Source organism: Pseudomonas sp. KB-10, from assembly GCF_018221585.1.
Lineage (GTDB): Bacteria > Pseudomonadota > Gammaproteobacteria > Pseudomonadales > Pseudomonadaceae > Aquipseudomonas > Aquipseudomonas yangonensis.
The window spans coordinates 1-15,654 of sequence record NZ_QYYB01000005.1; the positions used below are offsets into that span (position 1 = coordinate 1).

Below are 15,654 nucleotides of genomic sequence, written 5' to 3' on the forward strand. Positions count from 1 at the left end.
GGCTCCTGCGCCGTGCATCAGCACCAGCATGATCGTGCGCGCCGCAGCAATGTGCCGGTCAGTGATCATCAGGGCTTCTGGGGCGCGTTCGGCTGCTCCTGCTTCGCCTTCTGAGCTCGCCTGCCGCCAGCCCGGCCGGGTTGGCGGCAGTGCGCCGAATTCTAAAACATCCCACGACAAGGCCAGTGCCGAGATGACCACCGCCAAACCGTCGCCCTGGGGCGCCCTGAACCACCGCACCTTCCGCTGGCTGTGGCTGGCCAGCATTGCCTCGAACATCGGTACCTGGATGCATGAAGTCGGCGCCGGCTGGCTGATGACCAGCCTGTCGGCCAACCCCATGCATGTGGCGCTGGTGCAGGTCGCCGGGTCGGCGCCGATGTTCCTGCTGGCGCTGCCGGCCGGGGCCATGGCCGATATCGTCGACAAGCGCCGCTACCTGCTGGGCGTGCAGCTGTGGATGGCCGCCGTGGCTACCGCACTGGCAACGCTTACCCTGCTCGGGCTGACCAGTGTCTGGCTGCTGCTGGGCATGACCCTGGCCATGGGCGTCGGCACCGCGCTGATGATGCCGGCCTGGTCGGCGCTGACTCCGGAGCTGGTGAGCAAGCGTGACCTGCCCTCAGCCATCGCCCTGTCCAGCCTCGGCATCAACGTCGCCCGCGCGCTCGGCCCGGCCATCGCCGGCGTGCTGGTGAGCCTGAGTGGCCCCTGGGCGACCTTCGCCCTCAATGCCCTGTCGTTCTTCGCGGTCATGGCCGTGCTGCTGACCTGGAAGCGCGAGCGCCAGGTGGCGGCCTTCCCGGCCGAGCGTCTGCTGGGCGCGATCCGCGCCGGCTGGCGCTACAGCCGTGCCTCCAGGCCGCTGCAGGCGGTGCTGGTGCGCGCGGCGGCGTTCTTCGTCGGGGCCAGCGCCGGCATGTCGCTGCTGCCGCTGATCGTGCGTGGCGAGCTGCAGGGCAGCGCCAGCGACTTCGGCCTGATGCTCGGCAGCGTCGGCGTCGGTGCCGTACTCGGCGCCACCCTGTTGCCGCGCATTCGCGAGCGCATCAGCAGTGACCGCCTGGTGCTGCTGGCCAGCTTGCTCTATGCGCTGGTATTGCTGGCCCTGGCCAGCGTACGCCACTTCGCCGCCCTGCTGCCGGTGATGCTGCTCAGCGGCGCGGCGTGGATCGCCGTGCTGTCCAGCCTGCAGGTCGCCGCACAGACCTCGGTGCCCGACTGGGTGCGGGCACGGGCGCTGTCGGTGTACATCCTGGTGTTCTTCGGCAGCATGGCCGCCGGTGGAGCGCTCTGGGGCTTCGTCGCCAGCCATGCGTCGATTCCGCTGGCGCTGTTCGCCGCCGCCGGCTGCCTGGTGCTGGGCCTGCTGCTGAGCGCCAGGTTCCCGCTGCCGGTCACCGAAAGCGAAGACCTCGCGCCTTCGCTGCACTGGCCTGCGCCGATTCTCGCCGACGAGGCCGATCTCGAGCGCGGCCCGGTGATGGTCACCCTGCACTACGACATCGCGGCCGAGCATGCTGCAGCCTTCCGCCAGGCGATGAGCGAAGTGGCGCGCATGCGCCGGCGCAACGGTGCCTTCTCCTGGGGGCTGGTGCAGAACAGCGAGAACCCGCGGCACTGGCAGGAGTTCTTCTTCGACGAATCCTGGCTCGAGCATCTGCGCCACCACGGCCGGGTAACGCGTGCCGAGCAGCGCATCGAGGCTGCCGCCCGGCAGTTCCAGACGGCCGGCGTGACGATCCGTATCGACCATTTCCTAATGCCGGCCCGGCAGGCCGCTCAGCCAGCCGAGGTTGGCCAGGCCGCGTCGTGACACCATGGGCGCCCAGCACCCGCTGGGCGGCTCATCTTCCTGCGCCGAAGGCGCCGTTAGCCCTGGCTGACGGCGCCTTCGGCATTTCTAGGCCATGTCGCTCTGGCTGAATTCCTCGGCGAGAAAATCGATCAGGGTGCGCACCGAGGGCAGCAGCCCGCGCCGCGACGGGAAGATGGCGTGGACGATGCCGCACTTGGGCGCCCAGCCCGGCAGCATCTCCACCAGCTTGCCGGCGGCCACGTCGTCGCGCACCGCCACACAGGGCAGGTGGACGATACCCACGCCTGCCAGCGCGCCGTCGCGCAGGGCCCGCAGGTCATCGGTGATCATCCGTGGCCGGTGGGTGATTACCAGTTTGCCATCGTCAGGGCCGAGCAGCTCCCACTGATAGTCGCGCTGCGCGCCGCCCCAGTGCAGGCTCGGCAGACGTCCGAGTTCCTCGGGGTGAAAATCCTTCGGCAGCGAGGCCAGCAGATCCGGGTGTCCCACCAGGCACTGGGTGCTGGCGGCGAGTACCTTCATCACCATGTCGGTGTTTTCCAGCGGCGGAAAACGCACCCGCAGGGCCACGTCGAAGCCTTCATGCAGCAGATCCACCCGGCGGTTGGTGCTCTCGATGTACAGCTCCACCAACGGGTACTTGAGCATGTAGCGCGTCAGCATCGGCCCGACCCAGGAATTGAGCAGTGTCGTCGGACAGGCCAGGCGCACCAGGCCGCGTGGTTCGGCTCGGTTGCGCTCGATCACCTCCGCCGCGCCTTCGGCCTCGACGCGCATGGCCAGGCAGCGCCGGTAATACTCCTGGCCGATCTCGGTGAGCGACAGGTGCCGGCTGGTACGGTGCAGCAGACGCACGCCGAGGCGCTCCTCGAGTTCGGCGATACGCCGGCTGAGCTTGGACTTGGGCATGTCCAGCGCGCGCCCTGCCGCGGCGAAGCCGCCATGCTCCACCACTTGGGTGAAGTAATAGAGGCTGTTGAGGTCTTCCATTTATCGTTCTCCAAATAGAACGCTAGAGGCAATTTTCGTAGTCTAGTCGATTGGTCGTCTCGAATTTAATCTTTCTTCCATGCAGTGACGCACTGCTGGACCAAACCAACCTTCCAGCTAAGCTGGAAACACCGAAAGCAACTCGAGGCCTTCACCATGACCAACGCCACCTACAACCGCCTGGACAAAGACAACGCCGTAGTACTGCTGGTCGACCACCAGGCCGGCCTGCTCTCCCTGGTTCGCGACATCGAGCCGGACAAGTTCAAGAACAACGTGCTGGCGCTGGCTGATCTGGCCAAGTTCTTCAACCTGCCGACCATCCTCACCACCAGCTTCGAAACCGGCCCCAACGGCCCGCTGGTTCCCGAGCTGAAGGAAATGTTCCCGGACGCGCCGTACATCGCCCGCCCTGGCCAGATCAACGCCTGGGACAACGAAGACTTCGTCAAGGCGATCAAGGCCACCGGCAAGAAGCAACTGATCATCGCCGGTGTGGTCACCGAAGTCTGCGTAGCGTTCCCGGCCCTGTCGGCCATCGAGGAAGGGTTCGACGTGTTCGTGGTGACCGATGCCTCGGGCACCTTCAACCAGATCACCCGTGATTCGGCCTGGAGCCGCATGACCCAAGCCGGCGCGCAACTGATGAACTGGTTCGCCGTAGCCTGCGAGCTGCACCGCGACTGGCGCAACGACGTGGAAGGCCTGGCCAAGATCTGCTCGGATCACATCCCGGACTACCGCAACCTGATCACCAGCTACAGCGCGCTGACCGCTGGCAAGTGATCCTCGCCTGAAACGCAACCGGAGCCTGCAAAGGCTCCGGTTTTTTTATGGGCGATTGCTTTCGCTTGCTCAGCGCAGGTGCTCGTCTCCGCTCACCGCGCCGCTATTCGCGGGGCTGGCTTGCGTCGCCTTGGCCTGGCCTGATTCGCGCTCGGCGACGAAGGTGGCGGGCGCCGAGCCATCGGCATTGAGCTGCATGATGCGTTTGGGCCGGCCCTGGTCGTCGAAGAACACCTGGCCGAGGCCGGCACCGTTCCATAGGCGTTCGCCGGCACGGCTGCGGTCGGGGATCAGCGGGGTGACGCGCATGCGCCGGCGCTTGGTCAGCCAGTTGAGTGGCGACCAGGGCGCATAGAGCCAGCGGTTGAGGCGGTCGAACCAGTCCAGCAATTTGTGCGGAAATTCGTTCTTGATGCCGCTGCTGGTGATCTGCCAGATGGTCGGGCTGGCGCGCTTGTGACGGATGCTCACGCGGTAGACGAAGGAGTAGTGCACATCGCCGGAGAGGATGACGAAGTCCCCCGGCGTACGTGAGTGGCGGAAGATGTTCATCATCACGCTGGCCGCGCCGCGATGGGCCATCCAGTTTTCCGCATCGACCATCAGCGGGTGGCCGGCGTAGGTGAACAGCTTCTGGATGCCCTCGATCAGCTTCACCCCGAACATCGGTGCCGGCGAGACGATGATGCAGCTGGGGTGGTCGAGCAGCGCCTGCTGGAAGTCGCACAGCGCCTCCCAGTCCATCAGCCCCGAGGGTTTCGACAGGTGCCCTTCGCTGCGCCAGCGGCGCGTGCGCGTATCCAGCACCAGCAGCGCCGGGGTGGTCGGCAGCACGTAGTGCCATTGCTCGAAATGCAGCAGCTGGTCGATCAGCCCGTCCTGCATCTCGGCCTGGAGGTGGCCGTTCTGGCGCTGTTGCAGCAGTTCGGCAAAGGTCTTTAGCGGCTGCTCGAACACGTCCGGGTTGTTGCCCCAGCCCTGGCACAGCAGGTAGGCGAGCAGGGCGTTGCCGATGATGCGCTTGGAGAAGGGGTGGCCGTAGGCGGTCTGCTCCCAGCGCGCGGACAGGTTCCAGTCGTCGGTGACGTCATGGTCGTCGAAGATCATCAGCGTCGGCAGGTGGGCGAACACACGCGCGGCCTGGTCGAGACTCTGGCGGAAGGCGTCGATGCGCTGGCGCTCGTCGGCATAACGCTGCTGTTGTTGCTGGTCCAGCGGCGGCTGTTCTTCGCTGATCAGCGTCCAGGGCAGCGGCGACCAGACCAGCAGATACATGGCGATCATCTCGGCGAAGGTCACCAGGTGGTTGTCGGCGCTGCTGCTGGTGAACACCGGCTTTTCCACACCGCCGAAGAACTTGTCGCGCAGGGTCTGGTTGCTCTTCACCGCCGGCAGCAGGTCGGCGCGTTGGTAGTAGCCGACCGGATGGCCATACAGCGCCTGGCTGTCCTCGACGACGGCGCCTTCGAGAAACTCGTCGAACAGACCGAGGCGGGCGATCAGCTGGTGAATGGCGCACAGCATCGGCCCGGCGACGTCGTCGACGTAGACCTGGTCGCCACTCATCAGCAGCAACGACGGGCGTTGGGCAGCGTCGTGCTGCCCGGCCAGCAGGCGGTCGGCGCAGAGCAGGCCGTCAGCAGCGGCGTGGTGCGGCTTGCGGCAGGAGCCGTGGAGCAGGTGGTTGACGCGTGAGCGCAGGACGAAATCAGCATGCTCGGCGCCGTCGTAGAGCAGGTGCGGCGCCCAGTCGGCCATGCCACGAGTGCCTTGGTCCTCGACGATCTGCAGGTCATAGGCGATGCGCACATCCTGCGGCAGCGCCTGCTCCAGCGGCAGGTCGATCAGGTGCAGCACGGCGTGGCGGCCCAGCGGCAGGCGTTGACAATGCGCTTCTAGGCTCTGAGTGCGCGGCTGTTCACCGTCGGCCTGCAGCCACAGCTGCAGGTCCAGCGCCCGACTGGCCACCAGCCAGAGCACCAGCCGGCCAGGCTCCATGCGCCGCAGCAGCGGGCCGGCGAGTACATCGGGCAACGGGGTGCGGGCGCTATCGGACATGCAGAAACTACCGGGAAAATACAGGCCTTGGACAGTGGCAGGGCGCCGGCAGTTCAGGAGGCCAGCTGGCGCAGGCGCTCGAAGTCGAGAATCTCGATTTCGCCGTAGGTCAGCTGGACCACGCCTTGCGCCTGCAGGTCCTTGAGGATCTGGTTGGTGGTCTGGCGCGACAGCGAGAGCATCAGCGCCAGCTGTTCCTGGGCCAGGTGCAGCACCCGGCGTGGTTCGCTTTCGCCGTAGTTCTCGGCGATCAGCAGCAGGCGTCGGGCTAGGCGTGGCGCGGCGGGCAGCAGGCTCATGTCCTCCAAAGCGATGAAGGCCAGGCGCAGCTTGTGGCTCATCAGCAGGGCGAAGTCGCGCCAGTACTGCGGCTGGCGCTCGAGCAGCGCGAGCAGTTCATGCTGGGGTAGCAGCAGCAGGGTGCTGGGGCTTTCGGCGAAGGCATCGTGGGTGCGCGGCAGGCCATCGAACAGGGAAATCTCGCCGAACCAGTAAGGCGGCTCGACCAGGGTCAGCAGCGCCTCCTTGCCGTTCTCGCTGACGGCGCCGACACGCACTGCACCTTCCACCACCGCATACAGCCCGCTGGGTTTGTCGCCACGGCGAAACAGCCGCTGGCCGGCGTCCAGGCGCTGCACCTGGGCCATGTCCAGCAGGCTCTGACTCAACGCCTGGGGCAGTGCGGCGAACCAGTGGCCCTGGCTCAGCTGGCTGACGTAGCGGCGGGGGTCGGGCATTACGGCTCCTGTGAGGTTGCGCGGCGCCATTGTCGGCTAGCCGACAGTGCGTCGGGTCGCGGCGAGGTGATCATGCTTTGGCCTGTTTCACATATGAGGACGATAACAATGAAAACCCTCGTCGATCACCTGGCGCAGTATGCCGCCTACCACCGCGACCGACGCAACATCGCCAGCCATTTCATCGGTATCCCGATGATCGTGCTGGCCGTCGCCGTGCTGCTGTCGCGCCCGGGCTTCGAGCTCGCCGGCCTCTGGCTGGCGCCTGCCACCCTTACTGCCCTGGCCGCTGCCGTGTTCTATCTGCGCCTGGATACCCGCTTCGGTTTGCTCATGACGCTGCTGCTGGGGCTGTGCCTGTGGGCTGGAGCCGGCCTGGCGAGCGCCTCCACCGCGATGTGGCTGTCAGCCGGCATCGGTCTGTTCGTGGTCGGCTGGATCATCCAGTTCATCGGCCACTACTACGAAGGGCGCAAGCCGGCGTTCGTCGACGACATCATGGGGCTGGTAGTCGGCCCGCTGTTCGTGGTCGCTGAACTGGCCTTCCTGCTCGGCCTGCGCAAGGAAGTCGAGCATGCCGTGGTGGAAATCGCCGGGCCGACCTGCATTCGCGAGAAGAAAGCGCTGGCCTGACTCTGTCCTAGCTGTAGGAGCGCCGCCCCGGCGCGAAACGATCATCGCCGTGGCGCCCGATTGGCGTTGTCGGCACGATTCGCCGCGGGGCGCGGCTCCTACGAAATCGCCGGAGCGCGGCTGAAGTCCCCCCACAAGCTCGAGAGACTGTGGGAGGGGCTTTAGCCGCGAGCCTTTCTAGTACATCGCCATCCACTGGGTCGTCATCGAGCGCGCATGGCGATCCACTGTGATGGGCGCGAAGGGGCGGCCGGAAACGCTTTGCAGCGTGTTGCTCTGGCTGTTCATGTCGGCCAGCGCGGCGCGCAGATAGCTCCAGCGCGTCTGCAACTTGCTCACCTGCGGATCGGATTGCTCCTTGAGCGCCTGTAGCTCGCTGTCGATGGCCGGCAACAGCAGACGTTCGTCCTGGCCGAGGTAGGTGCCGGGCTGCTCGCGGGCGATCTCGAAGGTGCCCAGATAGGAACGGCTGAGGTACTGCACGCTGAGGTACTCGACCTTCGCCGCCAGCTCGCTTTGCCCCTCGGCGCCGGGCAATGCGCGGGCCGCGCTGAGAAAGTCGCGCAGGGCACGGCTGAGGTCTTCGGGAAAGCGCCAGGGCACGTTCTCGTCACCGGGGCCATAGGAAACACCGTTGCGCAATTGGGTAACGAGGGCCTGATGGGCGCTTGCCAGTTCGGCGCTGCCCTGCGGCAGGCTCTGCATGGCGCCGGCCAGAGCGGCCAGATCGGCTTCCAGGCGCTGCTGATGAGTCTTCTGGAAACCTTCACCACGTAACAGCATCAGGCTGCTGGTGGCGCGGCTGGCGTGTATCTGTATCTGTTCCTGCGGGCTGACGGCTTCGGCGAAGGCCACGGGCGAAAGTCCGACGAAGAGTCCGAGCGACCAGAGAAAAGCATGACGCAACAGTGCTTTACAGCGCATCCGGGGTGCTCCTTGTTATTGTTTTGAGCAGGTATGCATTGGCAGCGTCAACGACGCACGGCCAAGACTACTGCGCCAAGCGTAGCGGAGCATGACCCGAAAGAGTGATTTCGTCGGAAATCGCCACCGTTCAGGGGCCTTTCATCAGATTGCGCAGGTACTCGGCGGTGAAGGCGTCGGCGGGGAAGAAGGTCTCCAGTGCCAGTTCGGCGAGGGTCACGTCATTCGGTGTGCCGAACACCGTGATGGTGCTGATCAGGCTGAGCACGCCCTGTTCGCTGTGCAGTTGCAGCGGTACCAGCACGGCGTCGCTCGGTGGCGCAGGGACTTCGGCCGGCGCCGGGTAGCCGCGCAGCTCATCGAGCAGGTCGAACAGGGTTTCGTCGCCGCTGATCTCCGCGTCGCGCTGCAGGCGCATCAGCAGGTGCGCGCGCCACAGCGCCAGGTTGGCGATGCGCGGAGCCAGGCCTTCGGGGTGCAGCGACAGGCGCATCACGTTGAGCGGTGGGCCGAGCAAAAAGTCTGGCATGCCGGCGAGGAAGGCGGTGGCTGCCGCGTTGGCGGCCAGCAGGTTCCACTGGCGGTCGATGGCCAGGGCCGGATAGGGCTCATGGGCCTTGAGCAATTGCTCGATGGCCTGGCGCGCCGGTGCCAGCGCCGGGTCGGCCAGGTCGTGCTGGCTGTACAGCGGGGCGAAGCCGGCGGCGGCGAGCAGGCGGTTGCGTTCGCGCAGGGGCATGTCCAGCTGTTCCGCCAGGTGCAGCAGCATGTCGCGGCTGGGCTGGGCGCGTCCGGTTTCGACGAAGCTCAGATGACGCGTGGAAATCTCGGCCTCGCAGGCGAGGTCGAGCTGGCTCAGGCGGCGCCGCTGGCGCCACTGGCGCAACAGGGCGCCGGCGGTCTGGGATTGGCTGTTCATGGCCTGCACGATAGTCCAGCCAGGTCATGTCAGCCATTACCTGGCAGGTAATCGACGCGCTGCCGGTTTCGGCGAACTCTGTAGGCCAGGCACCACTCCGGTGCCCTTATGGAGGATTCGCCATGAACACACTGCAACCTTCCCCGATGCTACGTAACGCTCTTCTGATCGATGGCCTGCTCAGCGGTTTCACCGGCCTGCTGCTGGTACTGGCGGCCGGCTGGCTGGGCGCCTTCCTCGAACTGCCGCGTCTGCTGTTGCTGGTCGCCGGCAGCGCGTTGCTGCCCTTCGCGGCGATGCTGGTGTGGCTGGCCAACCGCGCCGAAATCAGCCGTCAGGCGATCTGGGCGGTGATTGCAGTCAACGTCGTCTGGGTGGTCGACAGCCTGCTGTTGCTGGTGGTGGGATGGGTGTCGCCGAACCTGTTCGGCCATGCCTTCGTCATCGCTCAGGCTTTGGCGGTCGGGCTGCTGGCCGAACTGCAATGGTTCGGCCTCAAGCACTCGCAGGCTGCCGTGGCCTGATGAGGTCAGCTCAGAGGCCGCGTAACGCCAGCTCGGCGCCGAGCAGCAACAGGCCGATGAAGAACCATCGTTTGAAGCGCTCCGCACTGATGCGCTTGCGCAGCCACTGGCCGGCGGCCATACCCAGCAGGGCAGGCAGCAGGGCCAGGGCAGACAGCCCGAGCACCGCCGGTTGCAGCAGTTCACCGCTATGACCGAGCGCTGCCGCCAGGGCCAGGGTGGAGACGCTGAACGACAGCCCCAGGGCCTGCACCAGGTCGTCCTTTTCCAGGCCGATGGCCTGCAGATAGGGTACGGCGGGAATCACGAAAACGCCGGTTACCGCGGTGATCGCACCGGTGATGGCGCCGATCACCGGGCCTAACCACGCTTCCTTGGCCCGCTCCACGCGAAAGTGCACCCTGGCCAGGCCGAGCAGTGCGTAGAGCACCAGGGCTGCGCCCAGCCAGCGGGTTGCGCCGGGCAGGTCGAGGCTCTGCAGCAGGCCGGCGACCAGCAGCGTGCCGCAGAGGATGCCCAGCAGCATCGGCCACAGACGGCGTGCCATCGGCAGCGGGCTGCGGCCGTCACACAGTTGCCAGATGTTGGTCACCATCGACGGGATGATCAGCAGCGCAGCGGCCTGCAGTGGCGCCATCACCAGGCCGAGCAGACCGACGGCGATGGTCGGCAGACCAAGGCCGACCACGCCCTTGACCATGCCGGCGAGCAGAAAGGTGACGAGGATCAGCGGCATGTTGTCGGTCATCGCGCCGCCCCCTGTTGGTGGATCGCGCGGCTGTCGGCCGGTGCCTGTTCGCGCTCATTCAGGCCGTAGTCGCGCAGCACCTGGGCCACGCGCAACCGATAGTGACTGAAGACCTCCTCGCGTCCTGCCGTCTGTGCGCGTCGGTGTTCATCACGCTGGCGCCAGGCCTGGACCGAGGCTTCGTCCTGCCAGAACGACAACGACAGGATCTTCCCCGGCTGGGTCAGGCTCTGGAAGCGCTCGATGGAGATGAAACCCGGCTGTTCGGCGAGCAGCGGGCGCAGCTCTGCGGCGAGGTCGAGATAGTCCTGTCGTTGGTCCGGCTTGGTCTCGACTTCGAAGATCACGGCGAGCATCGGCTTTCTCCCTGGCTGGCTCTGGCTGAAGTTGCCTGTCAGTATCCACATTTGCTGCACACCATGTTTCGTCATGAGGTGAACTATGGAATACGCACCGGGATTCAGCTCGATCGCCGCCCTGCTCGCCGATGCCGGGCGTGCTGCCATGGTCTGGGCACTGATGGATGGCAGTGCGCGGCCGGCCGGCGAGCTGGCCTTGCTGGCGGGGCTGTCGCCTTCGTCGACCAGCGCGCACCTGGCCAGGCTGGTGGAGGGCGGCCTGCTGGCGCAGCAGCGGCATGGGCGCAATCGCTATTACCGCCTGGCCGGGCCGGAGGTCGGGCAACTGGTGGAGGCGCTGGCCAGTGCCGCACTGGCTGCACAGCCCCGGCAAGCTCGCGCTATACCGACCTCGCGCGGCACGCCGCAGCCCATGCGCGAGGCGCGCACCTGCTATGACCATCTGGCCGGCGAGCTGGCGGTCGGGGTGTTCGCACGCATGCGCGCCGCCAACTGGCTGAGCGAGGCGGGCGGTGCGCTGAAACTGACCGCAAGCGGCGAGCAGGGCCTGCAGGCGCTGGGTATCGATCTGCAGCAGGTAGGCCGTCAGCGCCGCCAGCGTTTGTGCGCCTGCCCGGACTGGAGCGAGCGCAAGCCGCATCTGGGCGGCGCACTGGGTGCGGCGTTGCTGAACCTGTGCGAAGGCGAGGGCTGGCTGCGGCGCAGCAAGGATTCGCGTGCGCTGCAGGTTTCCCCGCAGGGGCGCAGGGCGATCATGGCGATCGCGGCTTTGTAGTTTCGTAGGGCAGGCCGGGCGGCGATCCGCTTTAGCCCACCCAACAAGGGTTGAACGCAGTTTCGGTGGGCTGAAGCCCACCTTGCGCCGCTCTACGTACCAAGGGATGCCAATGCATCACCGCGTAGGAGCCCCGCCCCGGGGCGAAGCTTTTCGTCGCGGGGCGCGACTCCTGCGGGTGTGGCCTTAGGCCTGGGCGCTCACCGGCTTGCCGCCCTTGGGTTTGAAGTACAGGGTGGTGCCGCGGGCGAGGTTGTCCAGGCTGGCGTGATCCTTGGCCACCTCGGCCTCGATCAGTTCGTCCTGGCCCTCGACCTTGAGGGTGATGCGGGTGATCGCGCCGAGCAGGCGGATGTCGCGCACTTCGCCGGCCTGGTGATCGGCGGCCGGCTCGGTGCACAGGTCGACCTCGTGCGGGCGGAACAGCACGTGGTGATCGTTGCCGACGTACAGGCGGTTGGCGTCACCGAGGAAGTGGTAGACGAAATCATTGGCCGGATGCTCGTAGACCTCGGCCGGGGTGCCGATCTGCTCGATCACGCCCTTGTTCATCACCACGATGCGGTCGGCCACTTCCATGGCCTCTTCCTGGTCGTGGGTGACGAACACGCTGGTCAGATGCACTTCCTCGTGCAGGCGCGCCAGCCAGCGGCGCAGTTCCTTGCGCACCTTGGCATCCAGTGCGCCGAAGGGTTCGTCGAGCAGCAACACCTTGGGCTCCACCGCCAGGGCGCGGGCCAGGGCGATACGCTGGCGCTGGCCGCCGGAAAGTTGCTCCGGGTAGCGGTCGCCGAGCCAGTCGAGCTGCACCAGATCGAGCAGCTCGTGCACCTTCTGCTTGATCACCTCTTCGCTCGGGCGCTCGCGCTTGGGCTTCATGCGCAGGCCGAAGGCAACGTTGTCGAACACCGTCATGTGGCGGAACAGCGCGTAGTGCTGGAACACGAAGCCGACGTTGCGATCACGCACGTCGTGCTCGGACACGTCCTCGCCATGGAAGCCGATGCTGCCGCTGTCCGGGGTTTCCAGGCCGGCGATGATGCGCAGCAGGGTGGTCTTGCCGCAGCCGGACGGGCCGAGCAGGGCGACCAGCTCGCCGCTCTGGATGCTCAGGTTGATTTCGTTCAGCGCCTTGAACTGGCCGAACCGTTTGTTGACGCCTGTGACTTCGATACTCATGGCTTATTCCTGGTGGTTCCGTGGGCCGGGCCGCTTTCAGGCGGCGCTACGGCGGTCAGTCTTCTCGGTTGGCTTGCAACTGGCGGGTCAGGCGCGCTTCGCTCCATTGGCGAAGCAGCAGCACCACCAGGGCCATGACGAGCAGCAGGATCGCCACGCTGAAGGCCGCGACGATGTTGTACTCGTTGTAGAGAATCTCGATATGCAGCGGCAGGGTGTTGGTGTAACCGCGGATATGTCCGGAAACCACCGAAACTGCGCCGAATTCGCCCATCGCACGGGCGGTGCACAGCACCACGCCGTAGATCAGCGCCCATTTTACGTTAGGCAGCGTGACATGCCAGAACATCTGCCAGCCGTTGGCACCGAGCAGGCGTGCGGCCTCTTCCTCGGTGGTGCCCTGTTCCTCCATCAGCGGGATCAGCTCACGGGCGACGAAGGGGAAGGTGACGAAGATGGTGGCCAGGACGATGCCGGGCACGGCGTAGACGATCTGCAGGTCGTGCGAGTCGAGATACGGTGCGAGCACGCTCTGCGAGCCGAACAGCAGCACGTAGATCAGGCCGGCGACCACGGGCGATACCGAGAAGGGCATGTCGATCAGGGTGATCAGGATGCTCTTGCCGCGGAACTCGAACTTGGTCACCGCCCAGGCCGCGGCGAGGCCGAACACCAGGTTCAGCGGTACCGAGATGGCGGTCGCCAGCAGGGTGAGTTTCAGCGCCGAGATGGCGTCCGGCTCGCTGATCGCCTCCCAGAAGAATTCCAGGCCGCGGCTCAGGCCCTGGGTCACCACCATGTACAGCGGCAATACGAGAATCGCGGCGAACACCGCCCAGGCGATGACGATCAGGACGATGGCGCCGACGGAGCGGCTGGCCGGGCGCGCAGCCGCGCTCTGGCCAAGGGTTGCAAGGCTCATGACGGGCTCCTCAGAGTTGCGGCTGGATGCGGCGCTGCAGGATGTTGATCAGCAGCAGCAGGAGGAACGACACCACCAGCATGATCACGCCGATGGCGGTGGCGCCCGGATAGTCGTACTGGTCGAGTTTGGACACGATCAGCAGCGGCAGGATCTCGGTCTTCAGCGGGATGTTGCCGGCGATGAACACCACCGAGCCGTACTCGCCGACGCCGCGGGCGAAGGCCAGGGCGAAGCCGGTCAGCCAGGCGGGCAGCAGGCTCGGCAGCAGGATGTGGCGGAACACCTGCAGCGGCTTGGCGCCCAGGCAGGCTGCCGCCTCCTCGATTTCCCTGGGAATATCGGCCAGTACCGGCTGCAACGTGCGCACCACGAACGGCAGGGTGACGAACACCAGCGCCAGGGTGATGCCCAGCGGGGTGTAGGCGATCTTGAAGGGGAACAGCGAGCCGATCAGGCCGGTTGGCGCATACAGCGCGGTCAGGGCGATGCCGGCCACGGCCGTGGGCAGCGCGAACGGCATGTCGACCATGGCGTCGATGATGCGCCGGCCGGGGAAGGTGTAGCGCACCAGCACCCAGGCGATGATGGTGCCGAGAATGCCATTGAGCAGGGCGGCGGCCAGTGCGGTGCCGAACGAGAGTTTCAGCGAGAACTGCAGCTGGCGGTTGTTCAGCAATGCCCACCACTGTTCGCCGGTCAGTTGCAGCGAGAAGAGGAACATCGCCCCCAGCGGAATCAGCACGATCAACGCCAGGTAGGTGATGGTGTAGCCCAGGGTCAGCCCGAAGCCGGGTATGACCGGGGAAGTTCGACGAGACATGGAGTGTCCTATTACCCAAAGACAGCGATCGGGAGCCGCGCCCAGCAGGCGCGGCTCCAGTGGCGAATCTCGCGAGGCAATCGCGAATGAATTCGCTGCTACTGGTTGATCTTGCTGAAGATCTGGTCGAACACGCCGCCGTCGTCGAAGTACTTGGGCTGGGCCTGTTTCCAGCCGCCGAAGTCCTTGTCGATGGTCACCAGCTTGAGGTCCTGGAACTGGTCCTTGAACTCGGCTGCGACCTTTTCGTTGCGTGGGCGATAGAAGTTCTTCGCGGCGATGCGCTGGCCTTCTTCGCTGTACAGATGTTTCAGGTAAGCCTCGGCCAGGGCACGGGTGCCCTTGCGCTCGACGTTGGCGTCGACCACCGCTACCGGCGGCTCGGCAAGGATCGACAGCGACGGGGTGACGATCTCCAGCTGGTCGCCGCCTTCTTCGGCCAGCGACAGATAGGCTTCGTTTTCCCAGGCCAGCAACACGTCACCCAGGCCACGCTGGACGAAGCTGATGGTCGCGCCACGGGCGCCGGTATCCAGCACCGGGGCGTGGCGGTACAGCTCGGTGACGAATTCCAGGGCTTTGTCTTCGCTGCCGAACTTCTCGCGGGCGTAGGCCCAGGCGGCGAGGAAGTTCCAGCGTGCGCCGCCGGAGGTTTTCGGGTTCGGGGTGATGACTTCCACGCCGTCTTTGACCAGGTCATCCCAGTCCTTGATGCCTTTCGGATTGCCCTTGCGTACCAGGAACACGATGGTCGAGGTGTAGGGCGTGCTGTTGTCCGGCAGGCGTGCCTGCCAGTTCGGGTCGATCAGCTGCTGGTTGAGGTTCAGCGCGTCGATGTCGCCGGACAGTGCCAGAGTCACCACATCGGCGCGCAGGCCATCGATCACTGCACGGGCCTGCTTGCCCGAGCCACCGTGGGACTGCTGGATGGCGACGGCCGGGTTGCCTTGCGCTTGCCAGAATTTGTTGAAGGCGGCGTTGTACCCGACGTACAGCTCGCGGGTCGGGTCGTAGGACACGTTGAGCAGCGGCTGGGCAATGGCCGGGCCGGCGATCAGGGTGCTGGCCAGCGCGGCCAGGGCGAAACGGCGAATGGACATGGTGCAGCTCCTGGACTGGATAGGTTCTTGTGTTGGCGGAGGCGTTGGGGTTGTGGCCCTCTGGTGGTCCAGTCGGGCTGCAGCATGGTTAGTTCTTGGTGTTCGGTTGTTGCAGGCGGATCTTTTCCTTGCGCTCGATCTGCACCACCTGGCCGTTGTGTACGGTGATCTCCACCGAGCCGAATTTCAGGCCATGCAGGGCGGTCTGGATCTCGTGCAGGATGCTGGCTTCATCCTGGCCTTCGAGGTTTCTCAGCGTCGCGGTCATTTCCAGGCTCCTTATGAACAGGTCGCCACGGCGGCGTAACGAGTGCCGACGCTGGCGTGGAGCGGATAGTAGAGAGGGCGAAATATTCTT

General features: G+C 65.8%; 18 protein-coding genes. 6 read left to right on the forward strand and 12 right to left on the reverse strand.

The annotated features are described in order from the left end of the window. Window positions 1–114: hypothetical protein (locus DXK50_RS24965; protein ID WP_249186896.1), on the forward strand; the 114-nt coding region annotated here is incomplete at its 5' end. A 79-nt stretch (window positions 115–193) separates the two neighbouring features. Continuing rightward, window positions 194–1,816, forward strand: coding sequence for an MFS transporter (locus tag DXK50_RS14705; protein ID WP_212630823.1), 1,623 nt, complete (start codon window positions 194–196; stop codon window positions 1,814–1,816). Between the two features lie 87 nt (window positions 1,817–1,903). Here the strand turns inward: DXK50_RS14705 and DXK50_RS14710 are convergent, their stop codons facing one another. Continuing rightward, on the reverse strand, window positions 1,904–2,809 hold the full coding sequence (locus DXK50_RS14710; RefSeq protein WP_212630824.1) for a LysR substrate-binding domain-containing protein: 906 nt from the start codon (window positions 2,807–2,809) through the stop codon (window positions 1,904–1,906). 156 nt (window positions 2,810–2,965) lie between these two features. Here DXK50_RS14710 and ycaC point away from each other — a divergent pair, with 156 nt between their 5' ends. Next, window positions 2,966–3,595: an isochorismate family cysteine hydrolase YcaC gene (gene ycaC, locus DXK50_RS14715; protein ID WP_013717727.1), complete on the forward strand. Its 630-nt coding sequence runs from the start codon at window positions 2,966–2,968 to the stop codon at window positions 3,593–3,595. A 69-nt stretch (window positions 3,596–3,664) separates the two neighbouring features. On the opposite strand, the gene DXK50_RS14720 is transcribed toward ycaC, so the two are convergent. Next, window positions 3,665–5,653 carry a metallophosphoesterase family protein gene (locus DXK50_RS14720; protein WP_212630825.1) on the reverse strand — a complete coding sequence of 663 codons (1,989 nt, stop codon included), beginning with the start codon at window positions 5,651–5,653 and terminating at the stop codon, window positions 3,665–3,667. Window positions 5,654–5,706: 53 nt separating this feature from the next. After that, a complete protein-coding gene (locus tag DXK50_RS14725) occupies window positions 5,707–6,390 on the reverse strand; it encodes a Crp/Fnr family transcriptional regulator (RefSeq protein WP_212630826.1) in 684 nt (227 codons plus the stop codon). A gap of 108 nt (window positions 6,391–6,498) precedes the next feature. Here DXK50_RS14725 and DXK50_RS14730 point away from each other — a divergent pair, with 108 nt between their 5' ends. After that, complete coding sequence (locus tag DXK50_RS14730) at window positions 6,499–7,023, forward strand: Mpo1 family 2-hydroxy fatty acid dioxygenase (protein ID WP_212630827.1); 525 nt, start codon at window positions 6,499–6,501, stop codon at window positions 7,021–7,023. Window positions 7,024–7,200: 177 nt separating this feature from the next. On the opposite strand, the gene DXK50_RS14735 is transcribed toward DXK50_RS14730, so the two are convergent. Continuing rightward, window positions 7,201–7,947, reverse strand: a complete 747-nt coding sequence (locus DXK50_RS14735; RefSeq protein ID WP_212630828.1) for a hypothetical protein — start codon at window positions 7,945–7,947, stop codon at window positions 7,201–7,203. Between the two features lie 130 nt (window positions 7,948–8,077). Next, entirely contained in the window at window positions 8,078–8,866 is a 789-nt protein-coding gene (locus tag DXK50_RS14740; RefSeq protein ID WP_161867861.1) for an MmyB family transcriptional regulator, read from the reverse strand. A gap of 122 nt (window positions 8,867–8,988) precedes the next feature. Between DXK50_RS14740 and DXK50_RS14745 the strand changes: the two genes are divergently transcribed. Continuing rightward, window positions 8,989–9,390, forward strand: a complete 402-nt coding sequence (locus DXK50_RS14745) for a hypothetical protein (protein WP_161867862.1) — start codon at window positions 8,989–8,991, stop codon at window positions 9,388–9,390. A 10-nt stretch (window positions 9,391–9,400) separates the two neighbouring features. Here DXK50_RS14745 and DXK50_RS14750 read toward each other — a convergent pair whose 3' ends face one another. Further along, window positions 9,401–10,138 carry a sulfite exporter TauE/SafE family protein gene (locus DXK50_RS14750; RefSeq protein ID WP_212630829.1) on the reverse strand — a complete coding sequence of 246 codons (738 nt, stop codon included), beginning with the start codon at window positions 10,136–10,138 and terminating at the stop codon, window positions 9,401–9,403. Next, window positions 10,135–10,494, reverse strand: a complete 360-nt coding sequence (locus DXK50_RS14755; RefSeq protein ID WP_212631076.1) for an antibiotic biosynthesis monooxygenase family protein — start codon at window positions 10,492–10,494, stop codon at window positions 10,135–10,137. Before DXK50_RS14755 ends, DXK50_RS14750 begins: the two co-directional genes overlap by 4 nt. An 85-nt stretch (window positions 10,495–10,579) precedes the next feature. Between DXK50_RS14755 and DXK50_RS14760 the strand changes: the two genes are divergently transcribed. Further along, window positions 10,580–11,272 (forward strand): ArsR/SmtB family transcription factor, encoded by a 693-nt coding sequence (locus DXK50_RS14760; protein WP_161867864.1) that lies wholly within the window; start codon window positions 10,580–10,582, stop codon window positions 11,270–11,272. 186 nt (window positions 11,273–11,458) lie between these two features. Here DXK50_RS14760 and DXK50_RS14765 read toward each other — a convergent pair whose 3' ends face one another. The 5 genes from DXK50_RS14765 to oscA form a co-directional block, all read right to left on the reverse strand. Next, window positions 11,459–12,451, reverse strand: a complete 993-nt coding sequence (locus DXK50_RS14765; RefSeq protein ID WP_212630830.1) for a sulfate/molybdate ABC transporter ATP-binding protein — start codon at window positions 12,449–12,451, stop codon at window positions 11,459–11,461. A gap of 55 nt (window positions 12,452–12,506) precedes the next feature. After that, on the reverse strand, window positions 12,507–13,373 hold the full coding sequence (gene cysW / locus DXK50_RS14770) for a sulfate ABC transporter permease subunit CysW (protein WP_161867866.1): 867 nt from the start codon (window positions 13,371–13,373) through the stop codon (window positions 12,507–12,509). Window positions 13,374–13,383: 10 nt separating this feature from the next. Beyond that, a complete protein-coding gene (gene cysT / locus DXK50_RS14775) occupies window positions 13,384–14,196 on the reverse strand; it encodes a sulfate ABC transporter permease subunit CysT (RefSeq protein ID WP_212630831.1) in 813 nt (270 codons plus the stop codon). Between the two features lie 98 nt (window positions 14,197–14,294). Beyond that, window positions 14,295–15,296, reverse strand: coding sequence for a sulfate ABC transporter substrate-binding protein (locus tag DXK50_RS14780; RefSeq protein WP_212630832.1), 1,002 nt, complete (start codon window positions 15,294–15,296; stop codon window positions 14,295–14,297). 88 nt (window positions 15,297–15,384) lie between these two features. Further along, window positions 15,385–15,564: a sulfur starvation response protein OscA gene (oscA, locus tag DXK50_RS14785; RefSeq protein ID WP_161867869.1), complete on the reverse strand. Its 180-nt coding sequence runs from the start codon at window positions 15,562–15,564 to the stop codon at window positions 15,385–15,387. Window positions 15,565–15,654 lie beyond the last annotated feature (90 nt).